Annotated in this window: 14 protein-coding genes and 2 pseudogenes; 5 read left to right on the forward strand and 11 right to left on the reverse strand. The window is 28.7% G+C overall.

Features of this window, described 5'->3' with window-relative positions; genetic code table 11:
- Positions 1–924 precede the first annotated feature (924 nt).
- The 5 genes from BBA70_RS03445 (at position 925) to BBA70_RS03465 (ending at position 6,749) form a co-directional block, all read left to right on the forward strand.
- Positions 925–1,500, forward strand: coding sequence for a phosphate propanoyltransferase (locus BBA70_RS03445; RefSeq protein WP_041639933.1), 576 nt, complete (start codon positions 925–927; stop codon positions 1,498–1,500).
- A 312-nt stretch (positions 1,501–1,812) separates the two neighbouring features.
- Positions 1,813–3,066: an HD domain-containing protein gene (locus BBA70_RS03450; protein WP_011412925.1), complete on the forward strand. Its 1,254-nt coding sequence runs from the start codon at positions 1,813–1,815 to the stop codon at positions 3,064–3,066.
- A 163-nt stretch (positions 3,067–3,229) separates the two neighbouring features.
- Positions 3,230–3,970, forward strand: a complete 741-nt coding sequence (gene rsmA, locus BBA70_RS03455) for a 16S rRNA (adenine(1518)-N(6)/adenine(1519)-N(6))-dimethyltransferase RsmA (protein ID WP_252861675.1) — start codon at positions 3,230–3,232, stop codon at positions 3,968–3,970.
- Between the two features lie 269 nt (positions 3,971–4,239).
- Positions 4,240–4,539: a septation regulator SpoVG gene (gene spoVG, locus BBA70_RS03460; protein WP_252861663.1), complete on the forward strand. Its 300-nt coding sequence runs from the start codon at positions 4,240–4,242 to the stop codon at positions 4,537–4,539.
- Positions 4,540–4,892: 353 nt separating this feature from the next.
- Positions 4,893–6,749 (forward strand): heavy metal translocating P-type ATPase, encoded by a 1,857-nt coding sequence (locus BBA70_RS03465; protein WP_252861664.1) that lies wholly within the window; start codon positions 4,893–4,895, stop codon positions 6,747–6,749.
- 143 nt (positions 6,750–6,892) lie between these two features.
- Here the strand turns inward: BBA70_RS03465 and BBA70_RS03470 are convergent, their stop codons facing one another.
- The 11 genes and pseudogenes from BBA70_RS03470 to rpmI all read right to left on the reverse strand — a co-directional run bounded on the left by BBA70_RS03470 (position 6,893) and on the right by rpmI (position 16,354).
- Positions 6,893–8,353, reverse strand: a complete 1,461-nt coding sequence (locus BBA70_RS03470) for an MATE family efflux transporter (protein WP_011412929.1) — start codon at positions 8,351–8,353, stop codon at positions 6,893–6,895.
- Between the two features lie 164 nt (positions 8,354–8,517).
- Positions 8,518–9,432, reverse strand: coding sequence for a 16S rRNA (cytosine(1402)-N(4))-methyltransferase RsmH (gene rsmH / locus BBA70_RS03475; protein WP_252861665.1), 915 nt, complete (start codon positions 9,430–9,432; stop codon positions 8,518–8,520).
- A gap of 164 nt (positions 9,433–9,596) precedes the next feature.
- Positions 9,597–9,842 (reverse strand): DNA-directed RNA polymerase subunit omega, encoded by a 246-nt coding sequence (locus BBA70_RS03480; protein ID WP_011412932.1) that lies wholly within the window; start codon positions 9,840–9,842, stop codon positions 9,597–9,599.
- The gene (gene gmk / locus BBA70_RS03485) at positions 9,826–10,461 is read right to left on the reverse strand and encodes a guanylate kinase (protein WP_011412933.1); all 636 of its coding nucleotides are present in this window, start codon (positions 10,459–10,461) and stop codon (positions 9,826–9,828) included. Before gmk ends, BBA70_RS03480 begins: the two co-directional genes overlap by 17 nt.
- Positions 10,462–10,613: 152 nt before the next feature.
- Positions 10,614–13,077: pseudogene (gene leuS / locus BBA70_RS03820) on the reverse strand (leucine--tRNA ligase).
- A gap of 89 nt (positions 13,078–13,166) precedes the next feature.
- Positions 13,167–13,397 (reverse strand): acyl carrier protein, encoded by a 231-nt coding sequence (gene acpP / locus BBA70_RS03495; RefSeq protein WP_011412935.1) that lies wholly within the window; start codon positions 13,395–13,397, stop codon positions 13,167–13,169.
- Between the two features lie 214 nt (positions 13,398–13,611).
- Positions 13,612–14,691 (reverse strand): M42 family metallopeptidase, encoded by a 1,080-nt coding sequence (locus BBA70_RS03500; RefSeq protein ID WP_252861666.1) that lies wholly within the window; start codon positions 14,689–14,691, stop codon positions 13,612–13,614.
- Complete coding sequence (locus tag BBA70_RS03505; protein ID WP_011412937.1) at positions 14,684–15,313, reverse strand: hypothetical protein; 630 nt, start codon at positions 15,311–15,313, stop codon at positions 14,684–14,686. Before BBA70_RS03505 ends, BBA70_RS03500 begins: the two co-directional genes overlap by 8 nt.
- Positions 15,314–15,451: 138 nt before the next feature.
- Positions 15,452–15,628, reverse strand: coding sequence for a Rho termination factor N-terminal domain-containing protein (locus tag BBA70_RS03510; RefSeq protein WP_252861667.1), 177 nt, complete (start codon positions 15,626–15,628; stop codon positions 15,452–15,454).
- A complete protein-coding gene (gene rplT, locus BBA70_RS03515) occupies positions 15,607–16,134 on the reverse strand; it encodes a 50S ribosomal protein L20 (protein WP_252861668.1) in 528 nt (175 codons plus the stop codon). The genes BBA70_RS03510 and rplT overlap by 22 nt, the downstream gene beginning before the upstream one ends.
- A gap of 14 nt (positions 16,135–16,148) precedes the next feature.
- Positions 16,149–16,354 (reverse strand): annotated as a pseudogene (rpmI, locus tag BBA70_RS03520) (50S ribosomal protein L35).
- Positions 16,355–16,399 lie beyond the last annotated feature (45 nt).

Here is a 16,399-nt window from a genome sequence, read left to right on the forward strand (position 1 = left end):
ACTGCAATTTGTCCATAACCAATTGAAAAAATAATTTTTTTGATATAAAAAAAACCCTACCAATTTTTTTAACGCCAAATAATCGATGATTTTAGTTTTTTCTTTTTTGGTTTTTTGTTTCTTCACCAAAAATAATAATTATTGTGATTTTTTTTGAATAATTTTAAAATTTTATAAATAAAAAAAGTATTTTTGTGAAAATTTTAACTAAGGTGAAAATAATATTTTCTAAATTAGGGTTACTATAATCAATAACGATTTACAATAATTCAATTTCTTTTCTTGTTATTTGTATTTTTCATCAACATAACCGCCTTTCATTCCTTACATTTTACCATCTAAATATTTTTTCAACAAAAAACCAATCAAACAAAATAATTGCGTAAAAAAATAACTTTAATTTAATTTTATTCCCGCCTTTTCCACTTTTTTAACCTAACTATATAATGCAAAGATAAAATTAAAATTCATCTTTTCAAATCAAAAAACCAACAAAACCAGTACCCCATTATTAAAGAAATAGTAAATAAATGTTTTTTGCAACTTTTTGTAATGTTTTTTTGATTTGAAAAGATGAAAAAAGAACTTGATTGTTATTTTTTTAACCCTAAAAAATGTATGGTAAATGGGGTGAAGTTCGTAACTACTATTTTAACTTTGGGAGCATTTTATAGAGGAAAAGCAGAATGCAATATTAGAAAAAAATTATAGATGATAATGTAATGAATACTATCATTAAATTACCTTGAATATTTCTAATATTACATGTTATAATAAAGTAAATTACTAAAAAATTATATACTATTTATTCACCAAAACTTTTTACCAATTCTTTTAAAAAAAATTAAAATATGTAGAAAATAAGAGGCATTTTATAATAAAAATGTTATAATAAAGCTGTAAATACAAACAATGGAGGAAAACATGTATCACATTCCAATAGGAATCTCAGGAAGACACGCTCACCTATCACAAGAAACAATTGATATTTTATTCGGTCAAAAAAATTATCAACTAACTTTTTTCAAACCACTCAAACAAACAGGACAATTTGCAGCGCAAGAAAAAATTGATGTTATGAGTCCATCAGGAAAAATTCTTCCACAAGTTCGGATTTTAGGACCCACAAGAATTTTTGACCAAGTAGAAATTAGTCAAAGTGATGCTCTAAGACACAGTTTTACAGCTCCTGTTAGATCTTCAGGCGATATTAAAGGTTCAGGCAAAGCCACTTTAATAGGACCAAAAGGTCAAGTAGACATTGAAGAAGGTGTTATTATTGCCAACAGACACATTCATTTATCTACCCAAGACGCAAAAAATTTTGACATTACTGACAAACAAATGGTAAGTATTGAAATTGAAGGCACTAAACCTGGTATCTTAAAACAAGTTTTGTGCAGAGTACACCCTGATTTTAAACTTGAATGCCACTTAGATACTGATGACGGCAGTGCTTTTTTACTCAAAAATGGCGATACTGTTAAATTACTGAAATAAATCATTAAACAAAATAAAAAAATAAATAATTTTTTAACTTAAATTCTTGAGTTATAAGGATATTGCAACTAACCCCCAAAGACCTTATAACCTATATTTATTTTCGCCCCTTAACATAACTAAAAAACATAACTAAAAATTATTTTATTTTTTTATTGAACGAAAGACATAAATTTCCTTTCATTTGTGTCTTTCGCTCAATAAAAACTCTTCTTTTAAAAACGCAAACAACAAGAAGGAGGTAAAACGGATAAGGATAAAAATTACAAAAACCCAATAAACTTAATTAAAAAATTATCCTCAATAAAATCAATGCAAACAACCAATCCATCTTTTAAAAAGTTTCTCAGATCTGAAGTTTTTCGTGACCCTATCTACGGTTATATTTATCTGGAATACGAATTGATTGAAAAATTAATTGATACTTCTGTTTTCCAAAGATTAAGACGTATAAAACAGTTAAATGGAGCTAACATCGTTTTTCATGGAGCAGAACATTCTCGTTTTACACACAGTTTAGGTGTTTATGAACTTGCAAGACGGTTTTTAAAAATCACAAATATTAAAAAACACTTTTCTGAAAAACAAAAATTAATTTTACTAGTATCTTCTTTGTTACATGATATTGGACACGGCGCTTATTCTCATTCTTTTGAAACCTTATTTGACGTAAACCACGAAACACAAAGTGCACGCATAATCAAAAATAACAAAGAAATTAGAACTTTATTAGATCCAATAAGTCCTGATTTCAAAAACGATGTAGCTAGTGTGATTGAAAAAACAAAGAAATTCCCCTTAATAGAACAAATTTTAACTAGTCAAATTGATATTGACAGATTAGATTATTTAGAACGAGATTCTTATTTTACAGGTGCCACTTATGGGCATATCGATTTAGAACGTTTAATGCGTAGCATGATAATTGAGCCTCATCCTAGCAAAAATAACGAAAAATGTATTGCCTTTAGACAAAGTGGTGTTTTTGCTATTGAAAATTTTTTAATTAACCGATATCATATGTTCTGGCAAGTGTATTATCATCCTAAAGTAAGAGCTTATAACACTATTTTAGAAAAAATTTGTAAACGTTTATTTGATTTACTACAAAATAAATATCCTATAGATCCATACATCCAACCTTTTTATAATTTTGTAAACAATCAAACTGAACTAGATAAATACTTAGCAATTGATGATTATTATATGAATGGTTTAATCTTGCATCTTAAAAATAGTAATGATACCATTTTAAAAAATTTATGTAATGATTTTCTCAATAGACGTATTTGGCACATTTTAGATGATAACAAACAAAACCAAGAACAAATTGCACACATTAAGCAACAATATCACAGCCAAAACACCGATTATATTAAATATTATACTTCAAGTAATGCTGCTTTTCAAAATGCTTATTCCGAAAGTAAGCCTAAATTTGAAACCAAAATCTTAATTAAATCTCAGGGAGAACTCAAAAGTCTTAAAGAAGAATCTCCCATTATTAAAAGTTTAATTAAAAGTAGCCCTAAACAAGATAATAAATTTTTTTATCGCCCTTTATAAAACCGAAACTCCCCCCCCAAAAAAAATTCCCCCAATTCGCAACTATCCTACAAATCCCAAAAGCCAACATCCATATCAATTTTATTTAAGGAAATCAAATGCATCACACAAACAAAAAAAATACGGTCAAAATTTTTTAACAGATGTTAATTTATTAAACAAAATTGTAACTAAGGCTTCAATCACAGACAAAAATGTTTTAGAAATTGGACCTGGTAAAGGTGCTTTAACCAAAATTATTGTCCCTCAAGCTAAAAATGTTTTAGCCTATGAAATTGATGCTACCCTTAAACCTTTTTTAAATTTTGAAAATCATAACAATGTTAATATCATTTATGATGATTTTTTAAAAAGAGATTTATTAAAAGATTTTGATCATTATTTTAGTCCTAACTCTCAATTAAGTTTAATTGGTAACTTACCTTATTATATTACCTCACCTATTCTTTTTAAAATTATTGACACTCCACAAATTAATGATGCTACTATTATGATTCAAAAAGAAGTAGGAATGCGTTTACTGGCTCAACCAAATAACAAAAATTATAACGCTTTATCTGTAATTATTCAATTTCTATTTAGTATTGAAAAAATCCAAGAAGTTAAAAGACATATGTTTTTTCCTACACCCAAAGTAGACAGTATTGTTATCAAACTTACTAAAAATAACAACATTTTACCTACTTTCTTAAAACAATTTATCAAGTTTGTAAAAAATTCCTTTAAACAAAAAAGAAAAACTTTACTCAACAACTTATCTTGTCAATTTTTGTTATCCAAAGAAACCATTATTCCCTTTTTCTTACAACATCACATCCCTTTACAAATTAGAGCCGAACAGGTAACTTTAGAAACTTTTCAAAAATTAACTGTTAAATGGTTTATTTTTTTAAATATGTCATAAAATAATAAAACTTTTCATATTTAAAATAAATCAAAAAGCTCATTAGAAAATAATTTTTTCCTTTTTTCCGATATTAAACATCAATATCAAAAAATTAAATATTAATCTTTTTTAAAATAAAAAAACATTAAAATATTAACTGTATCCAATAATTATTTATATTTTATTTATTATTTGTAATTTGTATCATTGCACAAACCATAAATAATAAATAATGAATAATAATTTAGCATTTAATATAAAATGAAGCAAAACTGGAGGCTTAAGAAATGAAAGTTACTGATGTAAAAGTTAGAAAAATAAACGGTGAAAGTAGATTAAGAGGAGTTTCTTCAATCACTTTTGAAAACCAATTTGTAGTTAATGACATCAGAATTATAGAAGGAGAAAGGGGTATATTTATTGCTATGCCAAGTAGAAAAACTTCCAAAGGCAACTTTAGAGATATCGCTCATCCCATCAAGTCAGAAACCCGTCAAATAATTGAAAATTGTATCAAAACCAAATACCAAGATTTGCTAGATAACCCTCCACAAGAAGAAGATTTTTCTCAAAATTCTGAAAATTAATAATCATTACCTTTAAAAAAATTCCAGTTTTTTGGAATTTTTTTTACATGTTTTGAATTCAAAACACCATTTTATTAAAAAACTTTTGCAAATAAAAAACTAAAACACACCAAACTAAAAACCCAATCATCACAAAAAAACTTTAAATTACTAAAATATTTATCCCAAAAAAATTAAGCAAAGAGGTACAAAAATTTGTCTTGTTGCAGCAATTATTCATTCATCCACAATCACAAACACAACGATAAAAAAAATTAATTTGTTTTGTTATAGGAACATTTTTATATAGTTTATTTGCTATATATTTACATTACTACAAGAACACAAACACATTAGTATTAGTCTTTGTTTCTTTGGCACTTTTATTTTTAATCGGCTATCATGTCATTTTAGAAGGTTTTATAGAAACTTGGCAAGATACTTGCAAATTTAAAAAATTCACTCCAAACATTCATATTTTAATGACTTTAGCTGCTCTAGGAGCTTTATATTTACAAAACTACAACGATGGAATTTTATTAATTGTCATATTTTCAGGAGCTTCTTTTTTAGAAGAATACGTTGAGTCAAAAAGTCAAAAAGAAATCAAAAATCTATTAAAACTTCAAGTAGCAGAAGCAAGATTGCAAAAAGAAGACGGCAGCACTGAAATTATTCCTTCCAAAATACTCAAAATAAATGATTTAGTCTTAATTTTACCAGGCGACCAAATCCCTACTGACGGCGTAATTGTTTCGGGCAACCCCAACATTAACGAAGCTCACATAACAGGAGAAGGCATTCCTTGCGACAAACAACGAGGCGATTTTGTCTACGGCAGTACCATTAACGGCAACAGCCATTTTGTTATGCGTGTCACAGCTACTAACGAAAAGACTGTTTTTGCTCAAATTGTAAGATTGGTAAGTCAAACTCAAAACAATATTTCCAAAACTGCTACTTTAATTAAAAAAATAGAACCAATTTACGTAAAAACAGTTATGGCAATAGTAGTTGTTGTCCTTGGTCTTGCAGGAATACTACATTTTGCTGGACAAAGTAATTCCAATTTCCAATTTATCACATGGCTACAAAAAACAATGATTTTTTTAACTGTATCATCTCCATGTGCCCTAGCTGCCGCTGACATTCCTTCCACTCTTACAGCTATTTCTAACCTCACTAAAAAAGGAATTTTATTCAAAAAAGGCAGATCTTTGGAAAAAATTGCAGACATCAAAGTTTTTGCATGCGACAAAACAGGTACCCTTACTGAAGGCAAACCTCAAGTAACTGATGTTTATGTAGCGCCTGAAATAAATGAAGAAAAGTATAACAAATATTTAAATATATTATTAGGGATGGAACAAAAATCAAACCATCCTTTAGCACTAGCTATTAAAAACCATTTCCACCATAAATCTTATCTCCAAATGGAAATTAATAACTCAGTTGGCATCGGTCTTGAAGCTTTTTTTCAAAACAATCATTATAAAATTGCAAAAGCTAATGATTTTACCAAAACCCCAATCTCTGAATCTTTACAAGCCCAAACTCAAAAATTTTTATCCGAAGGTAAAACCATCGTTTATTTTAGTTGTAATAATCACATTGTTATGGCTTTAGCACTTTTGGATAAATTGCGTCCTCAAGCTTATAATTTGATGCAATACTTCAACAATAAAAACATATATACTGCAGTAATTACAGGAGATACTCATCAAAGCGCTTGTATCTTACAAAAAAAACTTCATCTAAATGCAGCTTGGGGAAATATTCTACCCGCCTACAAACTAGAAAAAATTCAAGAACTACAAAAAGAAAAAGGCACTACAGTGATGGTAGGTGATGGTGTTAATGATGCTCCTGCTCTTAAAGCTGCTGATGTAGGAATTGCGATGCAAAACGGTACTGATGTGGCAATGGATGTAGCAGATGCAGTTTTAATGCAAAATGATTTATCAAAAATTATCTATACTCACCAAGTAGCTGTCAAACTGCGCAAAATCATCTGGCAAAATATTATTTTTGCTATGGCAGTAGTTTGTATCTTGAATCTTTGTAATCTTTTTGGATATATGAATTTACCTTGGGCAGTCACTTGCCATGAAGGAAGCACAATTTTAGTTATTTTCAATGGTTTAAGACTTTTACAAAACCCCAAAAACCCTAAACCAGAAGACAAAAAGACTAATAAAAAAAAATTAATAAATAATTTTTTTCTTTATTAACATCATTATAAAAGACAAAACAAAGACAAAAAAACCACCCCAAAGGGTGGTTTTTTATTTACATATTAAGGATTATCAAATCATAATTTAAAAAAGAGGAGAGTGTTGATTTTAAAATATTTTATTATTATATTTATAATTATTTAATCTTGTTCAAATGTTTTATCACGTTTTAATTTAAGATAAAAAGTTGAAAAAATTAATGATGTAATGATAAAACAAATAAAATTACTAAGAAAAATGCTCAAACCTACTCCCATTACGCCTTGATTTAAAAAGTATTTGGAAAAAAGAACAATAAAAAAGACACGAATTAAAGTTCTTAAAAAATTAAGATAAACAGAAGGCCCTACGCGTTTAAAAGCTAATAAAAAATTAAACATAATAATAGAACCACACGATAACCATAAACTAGTTGTTTCAAAAAATAATAATGTACGAAAAGCATCTTGTTCCAAACTAGAAATCTTTTCCCAAGGACTACCATGAAATAATGGCAAAATCAACTTATAACCAAAAATATTAATCAAAGAGCCTATCAAAGCCAAAACAAACATACAAAAAATAATTTTTTTGAATGCTTCAAAAACTCTATTAAGGTTATTATGACCTAAATTTTGAGATATAATAGCATTTTGGGAATCCGAAAAAGAATTAAGAGCATTATAAAAGACATTATTGATAGTTACTGCTAAGGCTAAATTAGCTCCAATTTGAGAACTACTAATTCCTTGAGGATCGCCGTAACATTCTTTAACAATGATACTTACAATTAATTTGCCAACACTATAAATGCTAATACTAGCACAAACAGGAATAGCTAATTTGAAAAGTTTTTTTAAAAATTCTTTATCAAAACTGATTTTGGATAAAATAATACGGAAGGGGTTTTTGCTGTCAAAAAATAAAAACCACAAAGCAAATAAAGTAACAATTCCGTTAGAAATCAAAGTAACCAAAGCCAAAGAAACCATGGAAGAATTCCAATAATGAAAAAGAACAAAAGAAAAAATAATTTTAATAGAAGCATTCAAAATATTTAAAAAAAGGGCAATTTTGTTATTACCTTTGGCGCGCTCCAAACTTAAAAAAACTGTATTTATAATGATGCAAACAAGTGACAATATAATAAGATTGTAATACTTAATACCTTCATTGTTTTCAATTGCATTTTGACTAATTTTTAAAATATTAGTTGCAATGAAACTTTTGAAAACAAAAATGCATAAAAAAACTAAAATAAACCCCGTTAAAATAGAAAGAACAAAAGTTTTTGCCAAATAAAGGTGCATTTTATTAACATTATTTTGTCCATAAGCACGTCCTACTAAAATAACACCTCCTGTGGCAATAGAAATACCAAAAGGAATAAGAATACCTTTAAATATATGTACGCGACTTACAAAAGTGAGTTGATTATCTGAAATTTGATTTCTTTTTAAAATAAAAAGGTCAATAGCATCTGATGCATTTTGAAAAATCCAATAAATAATGATAGGAAAGGTAAAATAAAAAATTACTTTCCATAAGTTTCCTTCTAATAAAAATTTTCTATTTCTTTTTTCATTAATTAAAATTTGTGTTATTGCTTTTGTTTTAACCACAAAAAACCTCCATCTAATGTTTTGGTTGAGTCAAACAATTTGAAAATATGTGCAAATAAAAGCCATAACACATATTATATTTTATCAAAATTAGAGGGGTTTTAGGAGGCAAAAGGTTATATTTAGAGGGGGAATGTGCTAAAATATTTCATTTATTTAGGCAACTAAACATTTTTTACAGCTACCCTCAATTTAGCTGAAATACTACGCGAATTGTTTTGCATTTCTTCTTCACTTGGCAAAAAGGCTTTTTTAGTAATAATACTTAAAGGAGTTTGGGGAATAATTGCAATAGGCAATTTTTTAGGTAAAACAAAAGTACTATGTTTTTTAAAAAAATGTTTAATAATTCGGTCTTCTAATGAATGAAAACTAATAACTACTATCCTGGCATTTGGTTTTAATAAATCAAGACTTTGTTCCAAGGCTTGTTTTAAGGATTCTAATTCTTGATTAACTTCAATACGCAACGCTTGAAATATTTTTTTAGCACTATGTCCTTTTTGGAGGTTGCAAAATCGATCAGTTATAGAAACCAAATCATAAGATGTCTGCAAAGGTCTTTGTTTAATGATTTCTGAGACAACCAAAGAAGCATTTTTAACTTCACCATAAAGCTTAAAAATATTTTTTAATTGTGCAAAGGAGTAATTATTTAAAATATATTGTGCAGTAATTGTTTGATTAATATTCATTCTCATATCTAAAGGAGTGTTATGCAAATAACTAAATCCTCTTTGGGGATTGTCAATTTGACAAGAAGATAGCCCCAAATCAAATAAAATACCATCTAATTGAAAAACTTTTCGTTGTGCTAATTGGGCTTTTAAATACGAAAAATTACTATGAATTATTTCAATTGGCAAATGTGGTGACAAGGTTTTTTTAGCATTTGTGCAAGCTTCTACATCTTGGTCAAAAGAATATAAAAACCCTTGTTGCAAAAGATTTGCAATTTCTATAGTATGCCCACATTGCCCTAAAGTGGCATCTACATAAATACCTTCAGGCTTGATCTTTAAAAAATCTATGGCTTCTTTTTTGAGAACTGAAATATGGTGAAAATTTTGTTTGTTCATGGTTTTTACCTAACTTGCAAAGTTAAAAAATGTGATTCAAAAAAATAAATATTGAAAAAAAGAAAAGGAAAATGAATTACAATTATAAAAAAATAGTTAAATTACAAATAATATTGTTTAATTTAACTTATTTTATCAAATATGAAATAGCGTCTAAATGTTAATTACTTAAAGGCAAATTTAACTTTATCATTAATAATTTCTTCCAAAGCTTTACCAACTACTTTATTACACAAAAGTTCAGGCAATTCTTTTTTTTGAGCTTCTATGACATGAGCAGTTTTGCTTGCAATATGAACTAATTTGTATTTAGAATTAATTTTATCCAATAATTTATCAATAGAAGGATAGATCAAACCTTCCTTATTGTATTTTTTTTTATTTGGTTTACTATTATTCTGCATAAACATTATCCTCCAATATTTTTAAATAATTGCGAATACTACGTTTCGTTTTGGCGTGTTCTGCTCTAATAATTGCAATAATACGGTCAGCAGCATTAGCCACTTCATCATTTACTACAATATAATCGTATTTGTGAGCTAAGCGAAACTCGTTATTGGCTTTGGCAATTCGTTGTACAATATTTATTTCTTGTTCGGTACCACGTTTTTTTAAACGATCATAGAGATCTTTTTTTTTAGGTGGAACCAAAAAAATAAAAACTGTGTTTGGCATACGTTTTTTTCTTAAATGAGTGGCTCCTTCAACTTCAATTTCTAAAAACACTTCTTTTCCTTGTTTTAAAAAATCTTGAATTTGCTTTTTAGGAGTGCCATAATAATGATCAATAAATTTAGCCCATTCTAAAAAACAATTGTTTTCAATCCCTTTTTCAAACTCTTCTTTAGTTAGAAAATGGTAATCTTTACCGTCTTGTTCGCCTGGTCGCGGTTTTCTGGTAGTAGCAGAAACAGAATACACAAAATTATGATTAGTCATTTCAAACAAAGCTTTTCTAACAGTGGCTTTACCAACTCCTGAAGGTCCTGAAAGAATTATTAAAAGTCCTTTTTTATTTAATTTCATGTTAGATTACCTTTTTCTTAAATTTTGTGAAAGTGGTTAATAATATTAGTTGTGCTTAAATAATTTTAAAAATTGAAGGTTAAAAAATTAAAGTGGTTTTGATTAAAATAAACAATCACCACCAAAAAAATTAATATTGATATTAATATCGATTAATTAACAATAATATTTAACAATTTGTTGGGAATATAAATCATATTTTGAATTTTTTTATGGCATACAAACTTATTAACTTTTGAATCTTGCAAAGCTCGAATTTTAATTTGTTCTGAAGACAAATTAAAAGGAAGTTCTAAAACAGCTCTTAATTTACTATTTACTTGCACAATAATTTTTACTTGCAGTTGTTCCAAATGGTTTTTATCATAAAAAGGCCAAGTTAAAGCAACTAATTGGGTTTTATTTTTTAAAATGGTTTGATTAATTTCTTCTGTCAAGTGAGGAGCAATCGGATTTAATAGTTGTAAAAAGATCTGTGCTTGTTTTTTTCCTATTTTTTGATGTTTATAAACTTGATTAACAAAAATCATTAATTGACTAATAACTTTATTGAATTTCAATTTTTCATAATCTTGGGTTGTTTGAAAAATGGTTTGATGATAAATAGCGTTTAGAGAAGTTTCAAAATCATTTGGCATTGAAAAAGAAAACATTTGATAAACTCTATTTAAAAAACGTTGTATTCCTTTGAAACCTTTTTCACACCAATTTTTAATATCTTCTAACGGACCCATAAACATGATATAAATTCGCAGTACATCGGCGCCATATCGCGCAAGCATTAAGGAAGCACTTACTCCGTTGCCTTTGGATTTGGACATTTTAGTGTGATCATGTCCCAAAATAATACCTTGATTAACTAATTTTTGAAAAGGTTCTTTGGTAGAAACCAAACCCAGATCGTATAAAAACTTATGCCAAAAACGTGCATAAAGCAAATGACCAACAGCGTGTTCTGTCCCTCCAATGTATAAGTCTACTGGCAAATAATAGTCAAGTAGTTCTTTTGCTTTGGCGGTATTTAACGGGATTAGACCCAAATGGTTTTTCAAAATATAGCCAATATAGTACCAAGAGCTACCTGCAAGTTGTGGCATGGTGTTACAATCTCTGCGATATTTTTTGCCATCTTTTTCAAAATATAGCCAAAAATGGGCTTTGGATATGGGTGATTCACCTGTGCCTGATGGTTTGATTTGTTCCAAAACAGGAAGTTCTATTGGTAAGTTTGTATCGCTATCAGTATAAATTTCATTATTGGAATCATCATAATAAATGGGGAAGGGTTCTGCCCAATATCGTTGGCGCGAAAAGACCCAATCACGCAATTTATAAGTATAATGAGGATAACCGTGGTTTTTTTTTCTAAAAATTGCAACATTTTAGTTTTGGCTTGTTCGTTATTAAGACCATTTAAAAAATCACTATTGATGTGAATCCCTTCCCCTGTATAAGCCTCGGTCAAGGGAGGTTGAGTTTGATTGGTGGTAGGCATTGCAAAATCAGAAGAGGGGGGATTTATGACTTGAATCATTTTTAAACCATGTTTTTGAGCAAACTCAAAATCTCTTTGATCATGACAAGGAACAGACATTAAAGCGCCTGTACCATAATGAGGAAGAACATAATCAGCAATCCAGATAGGAATTTTGGTGTTGTTACAAGGGTTAATTGCAAAACTGCCTGTAAAAACACCTGTTTTGTCTTTGTTGATGTCTCTTTCTAAGTCTTTTTTTGTTTTGTTAATTCCAAATAATTGTTAACTGCTTGTTGGTGTTCGGTTTTGGTTAGTTGTAAGGCTAATTCGTGTTCGGGCGCTATTACTAAAAAAGTTACACCAAAAAGAGTATCGGGGCGATTGGTGAAAGTTTTTAAAGTCATTTTTTGATCGAAAACTGGGAAGGAGACAATTGCTCCTTGATTTTTGCCAATCCAATTAGCTTGCATTTCTTTCACATTTAAAGGCCAATTAACTAAATTAAGGTCGTCTAAAAGTCTGTCGGCATATTGAGTTATTTTTAAAACCCATTGTTTCATCTTTTTTTTAACAACCGGATGATTACCTCTTTCAGAAAACATCCCTTTTTCATTAGAAATTACTTCTTCATTGGCAAGCGCTGTTCCTAAATTAGGGCAAAAATTTACTTCTATATTTTTGAGAACTGCTAGTCCTTTTTCGTAAAGTTTTTTAAAAATCCATTGAGTCCAGGCATAAAAATAAGGATCTGAGGTGGCAAGTTCTCTGTCCCAATCCACACTTTTACCAATACTTTGGATTTGTTTTTTAAAATTATTGATATTTTCATAAGTAAAATTGCGGGGGTTTTTGCCTGTTTGCAAAGCATATTGTTCGGCGGGCAGACCAAACGAATCCCAACCAAAAGGATGCAAAACATTAAAACCTTGCATGCGTTTGAACCTACTCATAATATCACTTGCAGTATAACCTTCAATATGGCCTACATGAAGCCCTTCAGAAGAAGGATAAGGAAACATGTCAAGACAATAAAATTTCTTTTTTGAAAAGTTATCTTGAGTTTTGAAAACATTATTTTGTTGCCAATAAAGTTGCCATTTATGTTCTATTTGTTTAAAATCATAAATTAATTTTGTCATACTTGAAAGCCTTCTATATTTGTTTTAACTTTTATGATGTGTTATAATGTGGGGGATAAATTAAATGATTGAAAAAAAAATGAGTTAGTTTAAGAGGTGTTTTTGGTTATGTAAAAAACGATATCTTGAACAGTTTTGAAATTTTGTAAAGTTGCATCACTAATGTTGATTTGAAATGTTTTTTCTGCTTCCATAACTAGTTCTAAAGCGTCAAGTGAATCAAGTCCTAAATCTTCTTTAAAACGGGTGTCTAAAGTAATTGTAGAAGTATCTAAAGATAATTGGGTGGCAATTAAATCTTTAATTTTCTCAAAAATCATTTTTTATTTCTCCTTCAAAAAAGCAATAATTGCTTAATAATATTATACTAAAAAAAATCTTTTTTTAATTGTTACATTTGCCAAAATAAAAAAAGTAAATGATTTGCCTGTATTCAAAATGAAGTTGTTTTGATTGTAAATTATAAAAAGGTGTCCATTTACAAGAAACAAACTAAAATATTTTATTAAAATAATTTAGTTTGTTAATGAGAAATTATTTAATTTTGTAATTGTTTTTATTGAAATAAAATTTCGTTAATTTTTTTTCGTCTAATTGATTCGCTAACAAAGTTAAAAGTTTTATAGTGTTTATAATGTCTTGTTTGTGTACTACAGAAGTGTGAGAATGAATGTAGCGTACAGGAACACAAAAAGATAAGGAAGCTGCTCCTTCACGCACTAAATGCATAGTTGCAGCATCGGTTCTACCACCAATTCCACTTATTTCTTGTACAGGGATATTGTTTTCGGTAGCGATTTTAAGAACAAAATTGCGTAATCCTTTGTGAGCAACTAAGCCCCCATCATAAACTAAAACTTGAGGGCCTTTTCCTAGAGTATGCCCTTCTTTTTCGCCCCCCGGAACATCATTTCCAATACCAGTATCAACAGCAATAGCAATTTGAGGGTGTACTTTGTGAGCACTGGTTTGAGCTCCGCGTAGTCCTACTTCTTCTTGGGTAGTAAAAACACCAAAAAATTGATGGGTAGTAGGATTGACATTTTGTAAAACTTGCATCACAATTGCAACTCCCACGCGATTATCTAGGGCTTTTGCAAGGAGGTAATCAGAATTACCAAGTGTACTAAATTCTATATAAGGAGTTACCATATCACCAACACGAACGCCTAATTTTAAAGCTTCTTCTTTGTTTGCAACTCCAATATCTAAATACATAGAAGAAGTGTTAATAACTTGATTGCGATCTTGAAAAGACATGGCATGTGGAGGTTTACAACCAGTAACTGCTTTAAGAATGCCTTTATCAGTGTGAATTTGCCACACTTGAGCAAGCATTACTTGAGAAAACCAACCACCAAGAGTTTGGAATTTGATAAAACCTTCTGGAGTAATTTGCTTAACTATTAAACCTATTTCATCCAAATGTGCTGCAAACATAATGCGAGGACCTGTTTTTCCTTTACAAGCAATTACGGAGCCTAAATTATCATATTGGATAGAATCTACTTGGTTTTGAATTTTGTTCACTACATAATTAGCAACTGCTTTTTCTTGACCTGGAATACCATTTAACATTGTTAAATTTTTTAATAAAGAAACTAAATCACTCATTTTCATTCTCATTTTTGGGTGCGTGTAAACTAGCGATTTGGAATTGTTTAATTCCTGTAAATGTAAGATAAATACTGTGCACTAAAGATAAAACAGCAAATAATTTTAAAATGATATTTTTTAAGTTTTCAAATAAATTACTACCTAATCCAAAACAACCAAATCCAAACATTAAAAGATATAAAATGAAAAATGAAAAATTTTGTTTCTTGAAATAATTAATATTTAAATTAATGAAACTGTGAAAAATAAATATCAATGACAAACAACAGTTAAAAGTTAAAAGTTTGCCAACTAAAGGGTTTTTGGTTTTGAAATCATCAATATTTAACAAACCTAATCCCGGTAAAAAAAAGGAAGTAACAATGACAAAAACAAAGACAAAAACTTCTAGGGCAAAGAAAAAACGAAGTTTAGAAAAAGTTTCTTTGTATTTTTTAAAAACTACTAAATAAGTAAATAGCGATAAAAGTACACCTAAAAAAAATAATCCTAATTGGAATTTCAAACTTCCAAGTTTAAATGTTTGGTCAAAAAAACAACATACAGCTACCAAAAGAAAAAAAGTTGCCAATAATAAAGAGTAAAATCCTTGTAAACGTTTTTGTTTAATTTGATTCATTATATTATATAACTCCTATTTTTTTCTAATTATTGCAAAATGAAAAATTAAAAAATAATTATTCATGAAAAACATAAAAATCAAGTTTAAAATTAAAAAAAGAAAAATCATGAAAATACGTATTTTGAAATTTTTAAATTATTTTTTAGCAAGAGCTTTTTTTAAAGCTGAAACAATTTCGGTTTTTTTAAGTTTATTAAAATTAGGAACTTTGTGTTCTTTTGCTAATTTTTTTAACTCAGGAAGCAACATTTTAGATAAATCTAAAGAAGGTTTTTTTGCTTTAATTTGGGTTATTTGTGGTTGTGTTTCCAAAGCATAATCGGATTTTTCCTCAGAAAGTTCATTAGATAAAACTTTTTCAAGTTGTAGAGAGGTTTTTTCTTCGGTTTGTGCAAGTTGGTTTGATTGTACTTCTTGTAATTTAGTTGATTGATTTTCTTTTTTTTAAATGTTTGTTGAAATTGCACTAAGGTTTCTTTTGCTAATTGAACATATTGTGCGAAAGTTTCTGGTTGTAAGTGTGCTAAATCCGATAATACTTTGCGATTAACATCCACTTTTGCTAAAGCAAGTCCGTGCATTAAACGAGAATATTGCATTCCACATAACATAGCACCAGCATTAATACGAGAAATCCATAATTTACGAAAATCTCTTTTTCTTTGTTTGCGGTCTCTATAAGCGTATTGCAAAGAACGCATTACTTGCTCATGAGCTGTTTTGTAAAGAGTGCTTTTGGAACCAAAATATCCTTTTGCCATTTTTAAAACTTTTTTGCGACGACGGTGTCTTGCAGGAGTAAAACTAATTTTTGCCATATTATTTTTCCTTTCTATAATCCTCTAATAAGAGTTTTGATTCTGTTGTAATCACAAAGTTTAACACAAGTCACTCCTCTTAGTTGGCGGTTTTGTTTTGTAGTTTTGGAAGCTGCAAGGTGATTTTTGTATGCGTGGCCTCTTAATAATTTTTTCTTTTAGTAATTTTAATGCGTTTTTTAAGCCCGCTGTGGGATTTTTTCTTAATCACTTTAATCATCCTTTCTTATTTTTTTATTTTAATTGGGTGTAAAAAAATATTTTT

The organism is New Jersey aster yellows phytoplasma (assembly GCF_002554195.1).
Lineage (GTDB): Bacteria > Bacillota_I > Bacilli_A > Acholeplasmatales > Acholeplasmataceae > Phytoplasma.